The sequence below is a fragment of the Polaribacter litorisediminis genome, from assembly GCF_019968605.1.
Taxonomy (GTDB): Bacteria; Bacteroidota; Bacteroidia; order Flavobacteriales; family Flavobacteriaceae; genus Polaribacter; species Polaribacter litorisediminis.
This window is the reverse complement of the sequence record NZ_CP082966.1, coordinates 1,920,265-1,936,133: the sequence shown is the minus strand read 5'-3', so window position 1 is coordinate 1,936,133 and position 15,869 is coordinate 1,920,265. Positions and strand designations below refer to the sequence as shown.

11 protein-coding genes are annotated in these 15,869 nt (G+C 31.0%); 6 read left to right on the top strand and 5 right to left on the bottom strand.

The window, feature by feature from the left end:
* The first annotated feature begins 407 nt into the window (after window positions 1-407).
* The 5 genes from K8354_RS08355 (at window position 408) to leuB (ending at window position 7,128) form a co-directional block, all read left to right on the top strand.
* A complete protein-coding gene (locus K8354_RS08355) occupies window positions 408-1,328 on the top strand; it encodes a 1-phosphofructokinase family hexose kinase (protein ID WP_223447178.1) in 921 nt (306 codons plus the stop codon).
* Between the two features lie 629 nt (window positions 1,329-1,957).
* Window positions 1,958-3,358, top strand: a complete 1,401-nt coding sequence (leuC, locus tag K8354_RS08350; RefSeq protein WP_223447176.1) for a 3-isopropylmalate dehydratase large subunit — start codon at window positions 1,958-1,960, stop codon at window positions 3,356-3,358.
* Between the two features lie 108 nt (window positions 3,359-3,466).
* Window positions 3,467-4,066 (top strand): 3-isopropylmalate dehydratase small subunit, encoded by a 600-nt coding sequence (leuD, locus tag K8354_RS08345; protein WP_223447174.1) that lies wholly within the window; start codon window positions 3,467-3,469, stop codon window positions 4,064-4,066.
* Between the two features lie 174 nt (window positions 4,067-4,240).
* On the top strand, window positions 4,241-5,761 hold the full coding sequence (locus K8354_RS08340; RefSeq protein ID WP_223447172.1) for a hydroxymethylglutaryl-CoA lyase-like TIM-barrel protein: 1,521 nt from the start codon (window positions 4,241-4,243) through the stop codon (window positions 5,759-5,761).
* A gap of 311 nt (window positions 5,762-6,072) precedes the next feature.
* Entirely contained in the window at window positions 6,073-7,128 is a 1,056-nt protein-coding gene (gene leuB, locus K8354_RS08335) for a 3-isopropylmalate dehydrogenase (RefSeq protein WP_223447170.1), read from the top strand.
* Window positions 7,129-7,431: 303 nt separating this feature from the next.
* Here leuB and K8354_RS08330 read toward each other — a convergent pair whose 3' ends face one another.
* The 4 genes from K8354_RS08330 to K8354_RS08315 all read right to left on the bottom strand — a co-directional run bounded on the left by K8354_RS08330 (window position 7,432) and on the right by K8354_RS08315 (window position 11,296).
* On the bottom strand, window positions 7,432-8,301 hold the full coding sequence (locus K8354_RS08330; protein WP_223447168.1) for an alpha/beta hydrolase: 870 nt from the start codon (window positions 8,299-8,301) through the stop codon (window positions 7,432-7,434).
* Window positions 8,302-8,310: 9 nt separating this feature from the next.
* The gene (locus K8354_RS08325) at window positions 8,311-9,222 is read right to left on the bottom strand and encodes an alpha/beta fold hydrolase (RefSeq protein ID WP_223447166.1); all 912 of its coding nucleotides are present in this window, start codon (window positions 9,220-9,222) and stop codon (window positions 8,311-8,313) included.
* A 334-nt stretch (window positions 9,223-9,556) separates the two neighbouring features.
* The gene (locus tag K8354_RS08320; protein WP_223447164.1) at window positions 9,557-10,414 is read right to left on the bottom strand and encodes an alpha/beta fold hydrolase; all 858 of its coding nucleotides are present in this window, start codon (window positions 10,412-10,414) and stop codon (window positions 9,557-9,559) included.
* 21 nt (window positions 10,415-10,435) lie between these two features.
* Window positions 10,436-11,296 (bottom strand): alpha/beta fold hydrolase, encoded by an 861-nt coding sequence (locus K8354_RS08315; RefSeq protein WP_223447162.1) that lies wholly within the window; start codon window positions 11,294-11,296, stop codon window positions 10,436-10,438.
* A gap of 91 nt (window positions 11,297-11,387) precedes the next feature.
* Between K8354_RS08315 and priA the strand changes: the two genes are divergently transcribed.
* Window positions 11,388-13,829 carry a replication restart helicase PriA gene (gene priA / locus K8354_RS08310; protein WP_496559642.1) on the top strand — a complete coding sequence of 814 codons (2,442 nt, stop codon included), beginning with the start codon at window positions 11,388-11,390 and terminating at the stop codon, window positions 13,827-13,829.
* A 122-nt stretch (window positions 13,830-13,951) separates the two neighbouring features.
* Here the strand turns inward: priA and K8354_RS08305 are convergent, their stop codons facing one another.
* Window positions 13,952-15,592 carry a DUF2135 domain-containing protein gene (locus K8354_RS08305; RefSeq protein WP_223447160.1) on the bottom strand — a complete coding sequence of 547 codons (1,641 nt, stop codon included), beginning with the start codon at window positions 15,590-15,592 and terminating at the stop codon, window positions 13,952-13,954.
* Window positions 15,593-15,869 lie beyond the last annotated feature (277 nt).

Sequence of the window (15,869 nt, the reverse complement as noted above, 5' to 3'; positions counted from 1 at the left end):
GTCTAAGAATGTTAAACACTTATTGGATTTAATTTCAAAAGTGATAGTCAAACTAATACTTTTATAGGTTCATATATCCCTAATTTACAATTACTTTATCTTTTTTGCTGAATCTAGTTCTGTGTAAATTTTCTGTATACCAAATTTTAATATGGACTCAATTTGCAAGTTTTCGAACCACGAAAAAGCATTGTCAATTCTAGTGGTCTAAGATTTCTTAAAAATGATTTTGAACTTAAAATAATCATACGCATAATTTTATATTGATAGGCATGAATTTTTTTAGTTGAACATGATACAGCATTATTTAAAAGAATCTGAGATTATTTGATTCAGTCGGTGTTAGGATAAAAGTGAAGGAAAAAAGAATAAAAAATCATATCTTTATTGGTACTAAAATGAAATAAATGAAAGTAGTAACACTCACCATAAATCCAGCCTTAGACAAAAGCGCAAAAGTTGCCGAAATGATTCCTTTTGATAAATTGGAATGTTTTGATATTACGTATCATCCAGGTGGCGGTGGTGTTAATATTTCTAGAGTTTTACATCGCTTAAAAGTAGAAAGTCATTGTTTGTTTCCCTATGGAGGTAAAACAGGCGAGCATTTAATAGATTTATTAGAAGAGCAACATATAGAAGTAATTGCTACCGAAATTTCTAATTTAACGAGAGAAAATTTTGCAGTTTTTAATACCAAAACCAAATTGCAATATCGATTCGGAATGCCTACAAGTCCTTTTGATGAAAAAGAATTGGCAACGGTAGAGACCTTAATTAATCAGCATGTTGCAAACAACGATATTTTTGTGATTAGTGGTAGTTTGCCCAAGGGATTACCGATAGATTATTACTCAAAAATTATTAAAAACTTAACTGCAAAAGATGTAAAAGTAATTGTAGATACATCCGGTCCTGTTTTTAATGAAGTATTAAAAAACGAATTGTTTTTAATAAAACCCAATCAGAAAGAATTGGCACGTTTAGCAGGTAAACAAACTATGACCGCAAAAGAGCAAGAGACATTTGCCTTGCAATTGGTTACCTCTAAAACTGCAAAATATGTGGTGGTTTCTTTAGGAAAAGACGGCGCTTTTATAGCACACAAAAACGGAATTGAATATATTTCTGCCCCTGTAATTTCTGTAAAAAGTACTATTGGAGCAGGAGATAGCATGGTAGCAGGTTTAATTTATGCCATCACTAAAAATGAAACACCAACAAACATGTTACGTTGGGGTGTAGCTTGCGGAGTTGCTGCTACTTTAAGTGAAGGATCAGATTTGGCGCATAAGGAAAATATTGATAAAATTTTAAAACAAGTATAAGTTGTTTTATTAAATTTAAAAAGGCACTTACCTTCAGCACAAAGGGTGAAAAATTATAGAGGCCTCAACAATTTATCAAGCTCATACATTACAAATTTCTCTTTAGAATATTATTTTTTCATTGTTTCGGAATCAAGTTCAGGATAAATCCTTTTAATGATAAACGCTAAATTCAATTTTATGTGAGAGTAGGTGAATTAATTTCCTTGATTGGTAACCTTAAAAACGCGCTATCAGTTCGAGTGATTTTTCTGATTTAAGAAAAAAAATTATAGAGAACATATTTATAAGCGTTACATTCAATTTCCGATTTCTGCAATTATAAAACCATAATCTTTTTAAAGCTTCTCATCAGTTTCTATTAGTGTTATTTCAAAGAGAAGAAATAAAAATTAAAAATAAGCAATCATGACTGTAATTTATAATCATATATGGTAATATGTAATCATAAAAAAAACTTCAAAATAAGTAGACATCGTAGTTGTAAATAAGGTAATCATTTAATTTACAGTGTGATAAATCGTAACAAACAAACTGACTATCATAACAAAAGGCAAACAAAAAACTACATTTCTAATAAAAACAATACTTTTGGTAGCTGAAATTAAATACAAGAAAAAAATACAAAAATGGCAAAGACATTATTTGATAAAGTTTGGGATTCTCATGTAGTACGCAGTATAAAAGACGGGCCAGATGTTTTTTTTATAGATCGTCATTTTATTCATGAAGTTACTAGTCCGGTGGCTTTTTTAGGTTTAGAAAGTAGAAATAACTCGGTGCTTTATCCAGAAAGAACTTTTGCAACTGCAGATCATAATACACCAACTATGAATCAGCATTTGCCAGTAGAAGACCCTTTGTCAGCAAACCAATTAAATGCCTTAGAAAAAAATGCCGCGAAATACGGAATTTCTCACTGGGGTTTAGGAGATGAAAATAACGGAATAGTTCATGTTATTGGTCCGGAAAACGGAATAACCTTACCTGGATCAACCATTGTTTGTGGAGATTCTCACACATCAACCCACGGCGCTTTTGGTGCAATTGCTTTTGGTATTGGAACATCGGAAGTAGAAATGGTTTTATCAACACAATGTATTATGCAACCGAAACCTAAAAAAATGCGTATTAACGTAGTTGGTAAATTAGGTTTGGGCGTTACTCCAAAAGATGTTGCTTTGTATATTATAGCAAAACAAACAACCTCTGGCGCAACAGGTTATTTTGTGGAATACGCTGGCGAAGTTTTTGAAGATATGTCTATGGAAGGTAGAATGACCGTTTGTAATTTATCTATAGAAATGGGGGCAAGAGGAGGAATGATTGCTCCAGATGCAAAAACTTACGAATATTTAAAAGGACGTTCTCAAACACCGAAAGGAGCTGATTGGGACAAAGCCATGAATTATTGGCAAACTTTATACACAGAAGAAGATGCTGTTTTTGATGAAGAATTTACATACGAAGCATCCGATATTGAACCTATGATTACCTATGGAACCAATCCAGGAATGGGAATGGGTGTCACAAAATCGATACCCACAGCAGAAAGTTTAGAAGGAGGTATCGAAACCTATAGAAAATCTTTAGGATATATGGCCTTTAGTGAAGGCGACTCTATGATAGGAAAACCCATAGATTTTGTTTTTTTAGGTTCTTGTACCAACGGAAGAATTGAAGATTTTAGAGCTTTTTGTTCTATTGTTGAAGGAAGAAAAAAAGCAGATACTGTAACAGCTTGGTTGGTTCCTGGATCTCATAAAGTGGTCGATCAAATAAAAGCAGAGGGATTGGATAAAATAATTTTGGATGCAGGTTTTGTATTGAGAGAACCTGGTTGTTCTGCCTGTTTGGCAATGAATGATGATAAAATTCCTGCAGGAAAATTATCAGTTTCTACATCTAACAGAAATTTTGAAGGAAGACAAGGTCCTGGTTCTAGAACGTTATTAGCAAGTCCTTTAGTCGCTGCAGCTTCTGCGGTTGAAGGAGTTGTTACAGATCCTCGCACGCTAATGGCGAGTTAGCAGTTTTCAGTGGCAGTTTACAGTCACAAAACTAGACGAATTTAAAATATTTTATTAAAATTAACTAATTACTGCCAACTGATACTGGCAACTGAATACTAAAAAAACATGGCTTACGATAAATTCACAACATTAACAAGCACGGCATATCCATTGCCCATAGAGAATGTAGATACAGATCAGATAATTCCTGCACGATTTTTAAAAGCAACGGAACGGGTAGATTTTGATACGAATTTTTTTCGTGATTGGCGATACAATCAAGACGGCACGCCAAAAGCAGATTTCCCGTTAAATAAAGAAATGTATGCCGGTTCTAAAATATTAGTTGGAGGCAGAAATTTTGGTTCAGGCTCTTCTAGAGAACACGCAGCTTGGTCTGTATATGACTTCGGATTGCGTTGCGTAATTTCATCTGCTTTTGCAGATATTTTTAAAAATAACTGCTTAAATGTAGGGGTTTTACCTGTGCAAGTATCAGCAAAGTTTGCAGACATGTTGTTTGATGCTATTATGGCGGATCCGAAAACGGAAATTGAAGTAGATTTACCGAATCAGAAAGTAACCTTACTAACTACTGGAGCATCTGAATCTTTCGATATCAATACCTATAAAAAAGACAATATGCTCAATGGTTTTGATGATATCGATTACCTGAAAAATATAGAAGAGGAAATTGTTGAATTTGCAAAAACAAGACCTTTTTAGGTGCATGTTTATCAACAAAATAAAAAATTTAACCCACTGATGAAACCCATTTTTGTCTTTTCGAGCAAAGGGATACATCTTATAAAGTTAAATATTCTTTCGATGAAAAGTATGGAATTTCTTCTAAATTAGAATGATAGATTTTTCCTTTTTGTATGCTGATACTAAAAAATAATGACCAAGAGAAAGATTGAAATAATGGATACCACATTGCGTGATGGCGAACAAACATCAGGCGTGTCATTTTCGGTTTCAGAAAAGCTAACCATTGCAAAATTATTACTAGAAGAATTAAAAGTAGATCGTTTAGAAATTGCTTCAGCAAGAGTTTCTAAAGGCGAATTGCAAGCTGTTAAAAAAATTACATCTTGGGCTTCTGAAAATAATTATTTAGACAGTATAGAGGTTTTAACTTTTGTTGATAACGGAAAATCTATTGATTGGATGATTGATGCGGGCGCAAAAGTTCAGAATTTATTAACGAAAGGCTCTCTAAATCACTTAACACATCAACTTAAAAAAACATCCGAAGAACATTTTATAGATATCAAAGCTACCATAGAATTGGCGGCCATAAATGATATTAAAACCAATGTATATTTAGAAGATTGGTCTAACGGTATGCGAAACTCCAAGGACTATGTTTTTGATTATTTAGATTTTTTAAGCACTCAAAAAATAGAACGTATTTTATTACCAGATACTTTAGGAATTTTAACACCTGAAGAAACCTTTTTATACATTCAGGAGGTTCGTAAAAGATACCCAAAAATGCATCTAGATTTTCATGGTCATAATGATTACGATTTAGGAGTTGCCAATGTGATGGCAGCTGTAAAAGCAGGGGCTAATGGTTTGCATTTAACCATTAACGGAATGGGTGAACGCGCAGGAAATGTACCAATGGCTAGTGTTTTAGCTGTTATTAAAGACTTTTTGGTTGATGTAAAAATAGCAACAAACGAAAAAGCCTTACACAAAGTTAGTAAGTTAGTAGAAACATTTTCAGGGTTTCGAATTCCGGTAAATAAACCTGTTGTTGGTGCCAATGTTTTTACGCAAACCGCAGGAATTCATGCAGATGGAGATAACAAACACAACTTATATTTTAACGATTTAATGCCAGAACGTTTTGGTAGAAAACGTAAATATGCTCTAGGTAAAACCTCTGGAAAAGCAAATATTCAAAAGAATTTGCAAGATTTAGGCATCAGTTTAAATGATGAGGAATTAAAAAAAGTTACGCAGCGAATTATTGAGTTGGGTGATAAAAAAGAAGTGGTTTCTCAAGAGGATTTGCCCTATATTATTTCTGATGTGTTAGACAGTGATACCATTGAAAAACGCGTAATTGTAGAAAATTATGTATTAGGACATGCAAAAGGAATGAAACCATCAACCACCTTGCAATTAAAGGTAGAAGGTGTGCAGTATGAAGCACATGCCCAAGGGGACGGTCAGTTTGATGCCTTTATGAATGCTTTAAAAAAATTATATAAAATCCATAGTAAAAAAGAGTTGCCAAAATTAATCGATTATGCCGTGAGAATTCCTCCAGGAAGTCATTCTGATGCATTGTGTGAGACTATAATTACTTGGAAAAGAGAGGATAATGAATTTATTACGCGTGGTTTAGATTCAGATCAAACAGTTTCAGCGATTAAAGCTACGGAGAAAATGCTCAATATTATTTAAAAAGTTGGCAGTATGCAGTCGTAGTTTTCAGTTAGCTTGTTTGCTGTAAATTAGTCTGAGTACGAAGAGTTTGTCAGTTCGATTTATTTTCGACTTTTTTGAGAAAATTGTATCGAGAAAATTTTGGAGGAAAACAAAAAGAGTATTTTATATGATAAAACATCTCGAAACAAATTTCTTGAAAAAAGAATTTCACTCGATGTGACATAGCAGATACAATATTTAAATAATTAAAAAATAAATAGAAATTAAATTATCGGTTTTTTATTGTGCGAAATGCCAATAGCGAAATGCCAAAAGCTTAAAATATTATGAAATTAAATATCGCATTGTTAGCAGGAGACGGAATTGGTCCTGAAGTTATAGCGCAAGCCGTAAAAGTATCGGATGCTATTGCAAAAAAATTCAATCACGAAATTAATTGGAGACCTGCTTTGACAGGAGCTGCAGCCATTGACGCTGTTGGTGAACCTTATCCAGATGAAACTCACGAAATTTGTATCTCTTCGGATGCTGTTTTATTTGGTGCTATTGGTCACCCAAGGTTCGACAATGATCCATCAGCAAAAGTGCGTCCAGAACAAGGATTGTTAAAAATGCGTAAAAAATTAGGTTTGTTTGCGAATGTGAGACCAACATTTACATTTCCTTCTTTATTAGATAAATCACCTTTAAAAAGAGAGCGTATTGAAGGAACCGATTTGGTTTTTTTACGTGAATTAACAGGCGGTATTTATTTCGGCGAAAAAGGGAGGAGAGATGATGGAGAAACGGCTTTTGACAATTGCGTATATACCAGAGCAGAGGTAATCCGTTTGGCAAAAAAAGGATTTGAGCTCGCAATGACACGGTCTAAAAAATTGTGTTGTGTAGATAAAGCAAATGTGTTAGAAACTTCAAGATTATGGAGAGAAACTGTTCAAGCCATGGAAAAGGATTATCCTGAAGTAGAAGTTTCTTATGAATTTGTAGATGCTGTTGCCATGCGTTTGGTACAATGGCCAAATAGCTATGATGTATTAATTACAGAAAACTTATTCGGAGATATTTTAACAGATGAGGCGTCTGTAATTTCTGGTTCTATGGGCTTAATGCCAAGTGCTTCTTTGGGCGCTAATATTGGTTTATTTGAGCCAATTCATGGTTCGTATCCGCAAGCTACGGGTTTAAATATTGCAAACCCGATGGCAACTGTTTTATCCGCTGCCATGATGTTCGAAAACTTTGGATTATTGGAAGAAGGAAAAACGATTAGAGAGGCTGTAAATAATGCTTTAAATAAAGGCGTGGTTACCGAAGATTTATCTGACGGAGGAAAAGCATACGGAACAAAAGAAGTAGGAGATTGGTTGGCTGAAAATATTTAGTGTTTTTTACTATTAGTATTACTAGTACTATTAGATCATAAAAGCGTTCAATATTTGGGCGCTTTTATAAAAATGAATGGGTTTGTATTCGTTATTGATTGTTAAGAATCATCTTTTTTAGTATACTTCTATATGCTGATTTAACGTAAAAGTTGAGCTCTTCAGAAACTAAAAATGTGGTATTTCTTTAACTATTGCTATAGCATTCTGTCTGAAAACGGTTTATACTGCTAACTATGAAAAAGCATTTTCACTTGTTTTTTTAATTTAAATTAAATCGTATTTATAGAAGAGAACGTTATTTTATTTTTTTAGTTCATCATTTAAAATAAAAGCCATAAATTCTTTGGGTTTTTCTAAGGCAATAAAGTAACCGCACTTATCTATTAAATGCATTTGTTGGGTGGTTTTTAAGAAAAATTGAATACGTTCGGGTGTTTCATAGTCTTTTAAAATATCGTTTAAACCCCAAATTATATCGATCGTAGAGGTTGTCTCAGACAATACTTTTAGCCATCTTGTGGTACAATGATTAATTTCAATAATCCAATATTTAACAAAATCTAAAGTTTTTAATCCGTTATTGTAATTTAATAATTCCCATCCTGTTTTTAATTCTTCTTCAGTAATAGCATCCGGATTAAAGAATGAATCTTTTGTGTATTTTTTATATATCCCGAAAGTACTTGAGATTTTTAAGAATGTAGTGGTAATAAAATTTTCAATGGCCCTTTGTTTTTCGATATCCATGCTTAATTCGATGGATAAACTTAGGTTTAAAAACCAAATTTTATGGATTTCAATTTCTACAGATTTTATTTGTATCAATGAAAGTATTTCGCATAAAACACTGGCACCAAATCCTTGACAAATTACTGAGAACTCTTGAATCTTTAATGTATCTATAAGTTTTATTAAAATTTGTGCTTGTTCAACAATAGAAAAATAATAGTTTTTTGGTTTGGATGAAAATCCAAAGCCAATTAAATCGGGCATTAAAACTCTATACGATTCTTTAAGGTCTCCTAAAACTTTATGAAAATCATAAGAACTAGAACCATAGCCATGAATCACTAAGATTACTGGTTTTTGAGATAAAGTATCGATATATGAAAATTCTTCATTTAATAATTTTATGGTTATATGATTTTCTTTCCAGTCTGAAATTTGCATTTTTAAGTATTATACGATCGTGTTAAATTTTATCTTCAAAATATCATAAATTGCTTTGTCAATTTCTTTTAATATCATCAATGCCCAACTAATGGGTTCTTTATCTAAAACAAAACATTTTTTATTTTCAATTACTTTAATATTATCATATCTATTGGATGCAATATGGAGTAGGGTGTTTTTGATATTCGCAATATCATCTTTACGCCAAAAAATAAAAATCGGAAGGGATGTTTCTTGAATTGCATTCATCCATCGATGCCAATATAAATAGTCTTCATCATTATAACTACTTAAAACTAAAATCTCCTTTTGATTCTCTAGTTCCGCAAGTTTTAGAGTAGCTACTTTACTTTTTTTATGATGTATAGGTACCTTGTCTCCCTCAATACTTTTAAGTAAAATTTCATTTTTATAATTCAGTAAAACTTCTTTATATTTAACAGATTCCTTGTTATTTATAAAAGCGGCAATGGTATTTAAATCGGCATAAAACTGATTGGATACACTATTAGAAATGATTAATTTCTTAATATTAAATAATATAAGATTAGCATTTTTACGATACAATATTTCTTTGGCAACTTTAGCACCATAACCATCTGCTAGAATAATAAAATGTTTTAATTTTAGCTTAGTCCAAAGTTCTAAACAAACATTTGCTTGATCGATAAGTGACAAACAATAGGGAATCGGTGCCTTTGAGAAGCCAAACCCTAAATGGTCATGAATTACAACTCTATAATATTCTGCTAATATGGGCAATGTTTTATGATAATCATAACTATTAGAAGGATATCCAGTAATAATAACAATTGTTTCTTTAGTAAAACGTTCATCTTCTGTATCTAAAACAAATACATTTTGATTTTGAATTTTGACATATTTCCCATAACTCTTCCAATCTTGTCCGGTAACCATAGCTCGAGGTTTAAGCTTTTTATAAATGTAATTTATATTTCTGTATAAGTAATTAAATACTAGAAAAAATATTGGTAAAAATCATGGTTTTTTTTGATGAAATGATCTAAAAATCAATCAGTTTTACTTTTGAAATAAATCTAGCACGAACCAAAATGGTTTAAGATTTAAAATTAATTACCTAAATGAATTTTATGATTATTATTTGAACTTATACAATTTCTAAAAAAAATAGAGTGTCCACGAATCATTAAAATTAAGCCATAGAAATAAAAAAAATAATGCTTTTAAAATAAATAGCTAAACAATTAAAATGAGTCAATCAATATATTATTTATGTTTTCAAAATTAAATCCAATAAATCTTTAGGTTTTTCTAGCATTGGTAAATGTCCACAAGTATCAATCATTGATAATTGACTATTTGGTGTTTCTAAGGCAATAAATTCTGCAATCATAGGCAGCACAACCGTATCGTTTTTAGACCAAATTAATTTTATGGGCATGGAAGAGTTTCTTAAAGCTCTGTGCCATCGATTCCAAAATGTTTTTCTTTCTTCCATATAATTATCCACATAATCAACAATATCTAAACCATCATTTTCTTGCATTAAAAGCCAAAAGTTCTCTAATTCTATTTCTGATATTTTTTCTTGATCAAAAAATAATGCTCTAATATCTTTTTTAAACATTCCTTTAGAAGACATCAATTTTTTTAGCGCTTTGCTCAGCGCCATAAAATGGTTCTCTTGAGAAGGTGAAAATTCTAAAACATCTATTCTCATATTTACGTTACAAAAAATAATTGATTCTATCTGAAAATCAATTTGCTCTAGATTTTTTCTAACTAGTATTTCGTTTATAATACTACCGCCGTAATCATGACCCAGTAAAGAAATTGTTTTAATATCTAATTTTTTTAAAATTTCTTGAACAATATCTGCTTGTTGTAAAATGGTAAAGTATTGTTCCTTTGGTTTTTCTGAAAACCCAAAGCCAATTAAATCTATTAATATAACTCTGTGATATTTAGAAAGCTCATCTAAAATTTTGTGATAACAATAAGAAGAAGTTATAAATCCATGAAGTAAAAGAATGTTTTTTGTATGATGTTTTCCTTTATCTATGATAAAAACTTTTTTACGAAGTACATTAATGCATGCGCCTTGGGCTTTCCACGTATTTAAGTCCATTTTTACGATTGTTTGCGGTTTTTAGAAAAATGCAGCAATTCTTGATTTCTGATTGTGGATGCCAAAAACTAAATGTAACCATTTATTTGGAGTCTCTTTTATTGAAAAAGCATTGGTGTTTTCAAGCCATTCTATGTTGTGATTTACTTTATCAACCGCTAATACAATTGCAATTTCTTTAAGAGCAGCAGTATCAGTTTTTTGCCAAAATATTTTAACAGGAATTTCAGTTACTCTCAAAGCTTCTGTCCATCTATGCCAATAAATATATCGATCTTTTATAAAGTTACTTGTTATTTGTATCTTCTTTGCCTCCTCATATTGGCTACGAGAGCTATTGAGGTCGTAAAATTTATTGGACAACGTACTTTTTACTTTTCGAAAGCCTATTTTTCTAAGATTAAATGATTGTTTATCTTTTTGTTTCTCGTTGAGTAATGAATTGATATTAGAAATTTCTAGACTGTCTAAATCTTCATGGCTACTGCACAAGATTATTTTTTTAATTTTTAAAGGAATTAAGTTGTTGTTTTTGCGAGCTAAAATTTCTTTCGCAACATAACTTCCGTAGTCATGAGCTAAAATAGTAACTTCTTTTAAGCCTAAAAAAGACCACAAACGAAGCGCTATATCTGCTTGATCTATTAAAGAATATTGCATTTCATCCGGACAGTCTGAAAAACCAAAACCAAGGTGGTCGTGAATTACAACTCGATAATTTTTAGCCAATTCAGGGATAATTGCGTGATAATCGTAACTTAATGTTGGGTGTCCATGCAGAATAACAATGGTTTCTTTTGATTTTCCTGTATCAATAACAAAAATGTCATTATTGTAAACAGAAACGTATTTACCGAGAGCTTTCCAATCTTGTGAAGTCATAATTTTTGGGGGATTAATTATTTTCTTATATGTGTTAAATATACAATTTTTTAGTTAGATTTGAAGCATTAAATGTTAAATATTTTATAAGATTTATTATATAGACGTCATATTACCTATTCCTATAGAGAAAACTTTTACGTATGCAGTTACGGATGAGGAAGCTAGCTTTTTAAAAAAAGGAATGCGCGTTGCCGTTTCTTTTGGTAAATCAAAAATGTATACAGGTTTAGTTTTTAATATTCATGAAACCGCTCCAACCTTATATGAGGCTAAAGAGATCCATCAAATTTTAGATGAGGTACCTTTAGTGAATGATTTGCAACTGAAACACTGGGAATGGATTGCTAGTTATTATATGTGTTCTTTAGGAGATGTTTTTAGAGCTTCTTTACCTTCTGCTTTTTTATTAGAAAGTGAAACCATCATTTATAAAAATGACACGTTTAAAGAGGAATCCATTTTAGAAGATGATGAATATTTAATTTTTGAAGCATTACAACATCAATCACAATTAACGATTCATCAAGTTGCCAAAATATTGGGTAAGAAAAAAGTGATGCCTTTGGTGAATGAGTTGATTAAAAAAACAGCCATCTATATTAAAGAACAAATTTACGAGCAGTACAAACCAAAATTGGTGAAATATGTTCGTTTGCATGCAGCGTATAACTCTGATACTTCTTTAAATATGTTGTTGCAAGAACTTTCTAGAGCAAAAAAACAGCGAGAGGCAGTTTTAACCTTCTTTCAATTATCCACCACAAAAAAACCGATAAAGGCAAAAGATTTAGAACTAAAAGCGGCGGTTTCACCTACTATTTTAAAGTCTTTGGTAGATAAAAATATCCTTGAATTTTATGAGATACAAACCGATAGAATAAATTTTGAAGGCGATACTAATGCATTAAAAAAGTTAAATGAATTTCAAGAAATTGCAGTATCAGAAATAAAACAAAACTTTAAAGAAAAAGACGTAATACTTTTACACGGAATTACAAGCTCTGGTAAAACGGAAGTTTATACAAAGTTAATTCAAGAAGTTTTAGATGCCGAAAAACAAGTCTTGTTTTTATTGCCAGAAATAGCATTGACAACTCAAATAATTACGCGATTACAAGTTTATTTTGGAGAGCAGATATCTGTGTTTCATTCTAAATATTCTATGAATGAAAGAGTAGAAGTATGGAATAATGTTCTAGAAAACAAAACAAAAGCGCGCATTATTTTAGGGGCACGTTCTTCTGTTTTTCTGCCTTTTTCTAATTTAGGATTAATTGTAGTTGATGAGGAACACGAAACCTCTTACAAACAATTTGAACCGTCACCAAGATACAATGCTAGAGATGCCGCTATTGTTTTGGCAAAATTACACAAAGCAAAAATCTTGTTAGGTTCTGCAACCCCATCTTTAGAAAGTTATTTTAATGCCCAACAAAAAAAGTATGGTTTTGTTGCATTAAACAGACGTTTTGGAAATGTTCAATTACCAAAAATCGAGCTGATTGATGTAAAGGAAAAGCAAAGAAAAAAGGAAATGAAAGGTCATTTTTCTGATCAATTGCTAAAATTAATTCAAGAGGCTTTAGACTTAAAGGAACAAGTAATTTTATTTCAAAATAGACGAGGATACTCGCCAGTTGTAGAATGCAAAACCTGTGGTGTTTCTCCTCAGTGTCCCAATTGTGACGTTTCCCTAACATTTCATAAATTCAAACATGAATTACGCTGTCATTATTGCAGTTATCAGCGTGCTATGCCTAATAGTTGCAGTGCCTGTGGTAGCAATACATTAGATACCAAGGGGTTTGGAACAGAGCAAATAGAGTTAGAGTTAAAAGATTTATTTCCTGATTTTAAAATAGGTCGTATGGATTTGGACACCACACGAGGTAAATTTGGATATCAAAAAATAATTGGTGCTTTTGAAGCTCAAGAAATCGATATTTTAGTAGGAACTCAAATGCTTTCTAAAGGATTAGATTTTGAAAATGTTTCATTAGTCGGAATTTTAAACGCAGATACGATGCTAAATTTCCCTGATTTCAGAGCACATGAAAGAGCATATCAAATGATGGTGCAAGTATCTGGTAGATCGGGTAGAAGTAAAAAACAAGGAAATGTAGCGATTCAAACATATAATCCATATCATAAAATACTACAGCAGGTTGCTACCACAAATTATTTAGAAATGTATAAGGAACAGCTGCAAGAGCGATGGCAATATAAATATCCTCCTTATTATCGATTGATAAAAATTACGTTAAAACATAGAGATTATAACAAAGTTGATACTGGTGTAAATTGGTTGTTTAAGGCTCTGTATAGTTCTTTTGGGGAACTTGTTTTAGGACCTACTGCACCCGCAGTTTCTAGAATTAGAAATCAATATATTAAAAATATTGTGATTAAAATTCCGCCAAAACAATCTTTGGCCGATACAAAAAATAAAGTCATTAAGATAAGAAATACATTTGAGGCAGTCAAAGAATTTAGACCCATACGTTTTATTATGGATGTAGATGCTTATTAAAAAAGGAGTAGAACTTCATCTTCTCGAATGATAAATAGCATTACTTTAAGTTAAAATAAGTATTGAATGTTAGGATTGTAAATAACCTTTTCGTTTTATGTCCTCTCGTATTTCAAATTTTTCTAAAGCCATTTTCCATTCAATTTTAATAAAGCTGTTTTTAAATTGAGTTGCGTAAAATCGAACACCTCTATTTTTTCAGTTTGATTTGGTCTTCCCCAATTATAATAGGTTGTAATTTTAAAAATTGTTGGTTTCGATTGTTTATTTCCTAGATAGGTAAGATTTACGAGCCAATCTCCTTGTTTTAAATTCTCTATAAAAACTTCTTTTGATGTATATCCTTTCTTTTTTTGATCAATAATTAAATCAATATTATCCGAAGAAGAATTTTCAACAGCATAGGGCAATAAATCTGGATTTACAAATTCAAGAATAAATTCTGCTTCAGAAGTATTCCATTCAAAAACTAGTCTAACATCACTTTCAATATTTTTTTTCGAATTCTCAATTTTAATTTTTTGGGTCGAATTTTTATCTTCTTTATCTAGATTATATGTAGCTATTATTTCAGACCCCATAATTTCTCCGATATCATTATCTTCTATTTTAAAATTTTTATTTAGGTAATAATGATACGCTAACCATGCGTCTCTATATTGTTTTAAGGATATATATGTATTTGCTAAATCTCTATAAGATTGTCTATATTCAGGTCTTAATTTTACTATTTTTTTATAAACAGCTAAGGCTTTTTCTTGTTCCTTTAGCTCTTGATATTTGTAAGCAATTCCTTTTAAATCTTCTGGATTATTGGGGGAGAAGTCTTCAAAATCGGTAAGTACCTTTAACATATTATTTTCACTAAATTTTTCTTTCTTAAAATAATTAAATACATTAAAATGATAGTTAACCTCATTTTTATATTTTGGGTATTGGTTTAAATAGATTTCGAGTGCTTTTTTTGAATTCACTCTTTTCGGATACTCCTCTAAGTACTTTGGTTTTTTAGTTTTTATTTTTTTGTATTGGATAGCGTCATTCCTATAATAATCAGCATCTGTTAAGTAATAATCATCATAATTAATACCTTTTACTTTTTTATAATCAATATTGGTTTTTACTAGAATTATAAACCCTTTTTCTTCGGAATTTATGACTAAAACCTCTTCTACTTCAGAAATATAAACAGGTATTGGTAATCCAAAAGTAACGCCATCAAATACCCAAAGAGCGGGTCCTTCTAGCTCTCGTCCTTTTAAATAGGCAATTTCTTCACCAAATTGATTTATTTTTACAAGCAATTCGGGTACTTTATTTTCAATTGCTTTTGTTAATGAAGGAGCGAACTTATCTAAGCTATTTCCTTCAATTTTTCTAATATTATAGGGAGCTGCATCATTGCCAATATCACTACCTCCAAGTTTTAAAACTTTTTTTGGCTTTAAACCAGTAATCGTGTTTTCAAGTTCTAAATTGATATTTAGTACCGTAGTAACGTCTTCAATTAAAACCCACACTTTTTTTAGCCCAACATAACTAAAGCTTATCGTTTCTCCTACTTTGGCTTTAATATTATAATAGCCAATTGAGTCTGTTACAGTAAATCGCATTGTGCCTTCAATAAAAATAGAAACGTTTGAAAGCCGATCATTTTTATGAGATATAAAACCTGAAATCGTTTGGTATTCTGAATTATTATGTGTTCTAGAAAACAACATAAGCGGTATAAGTAGCAAGAATACTAGGAATCTATTTTTCATAAGTGTGCTTGATTTCACATTAAAATGACAAAATCTATGCCATATTGATTATCAAAAATAAAGTTAATGTTTATTTCTAAAATAATAGACTCTTTTATGACATAATAGCAATCTTAATAGTAGGCTGATACAATATATTGTTTATTTCAAGTTTGATAAACAAACTTGTAAGTATTCAATAAAAAAATAATTTTTTTAAAAAATTTTTAAACTTCCAAGCAACCTTTTTAAAAGTTTTGTAGTCTATATATTTGTAAGGCAGTAAAAACAGAAACAA

Bases quoted from the DNA above. Each gene is read 5' to 3' on its own strand.
- K8354_RS08355 (WP_223447178.1), top strand. From the start codon at position 408: ATGAAAGTAGTAACACTCACCATAAATCCAGCCTTAGACAAAAGCGCA.
- leuC (WP_223447176.1), top strand. From the start codon at position 1,958: ATGGCAAAGACATTATTTGATAAAGTTTGGGATTCTCATGTAGTACGC.
- leuD (WP_223447174.1), top strand. From the start codon at position 3,467: ATGGCTTACGATAAATTCACAACATTAACAAGCACGGCATATCCATTG.
- K8354_RS08340 (WP_223447172.1), top strand. From the start codon at position 4,241: ATGACCAAGAGAAAGATTGAAATAATGGATACCACATTGCGTGATGGC.
- leuB (WP_223447170.1), top strand. From the start codon at position 6,073: ATGAAATTAAATATCGCATTGTTAGCAGGAGACGGAATTGGTCCTGAA.
- K8354_RS08330 (WP_223447168.1), bottom strand. From the start codon at position 8,301: ATGCAAATTTCAGACTGGAAAGAAAATCATATAACCATAAAATTATTA.
- K8354_RS08325 (WP_223447166.1), bottom strand. From the start codon at position 9,222: ATGGTTACCGGACAAGATTGGAAGAGTTATGGGAAATATGTCAAAATT.
- K8354_RS08320 (WP_223447164.1), bottom strand. From the start codon at position 10,414: ATGGACTTAAATACGTGGAAAGCCCAAGGCGCATGCATTAATGTACTT.
- K8354_RS08315 (WP_223447162.1), bottom strand. From the start codon at position 11,296: ATGACTTCACAAGATTGGAAAGCTCTCGGTAAATACGTTTCTGTTTAC.
- K8354_RS08305 (WP_223447160.1), bottom strand. From the start codon at position 15,592: ATGAAAAATAGATTCCTAGTATTCTTGCTACTTATACCGCTTATGTTG.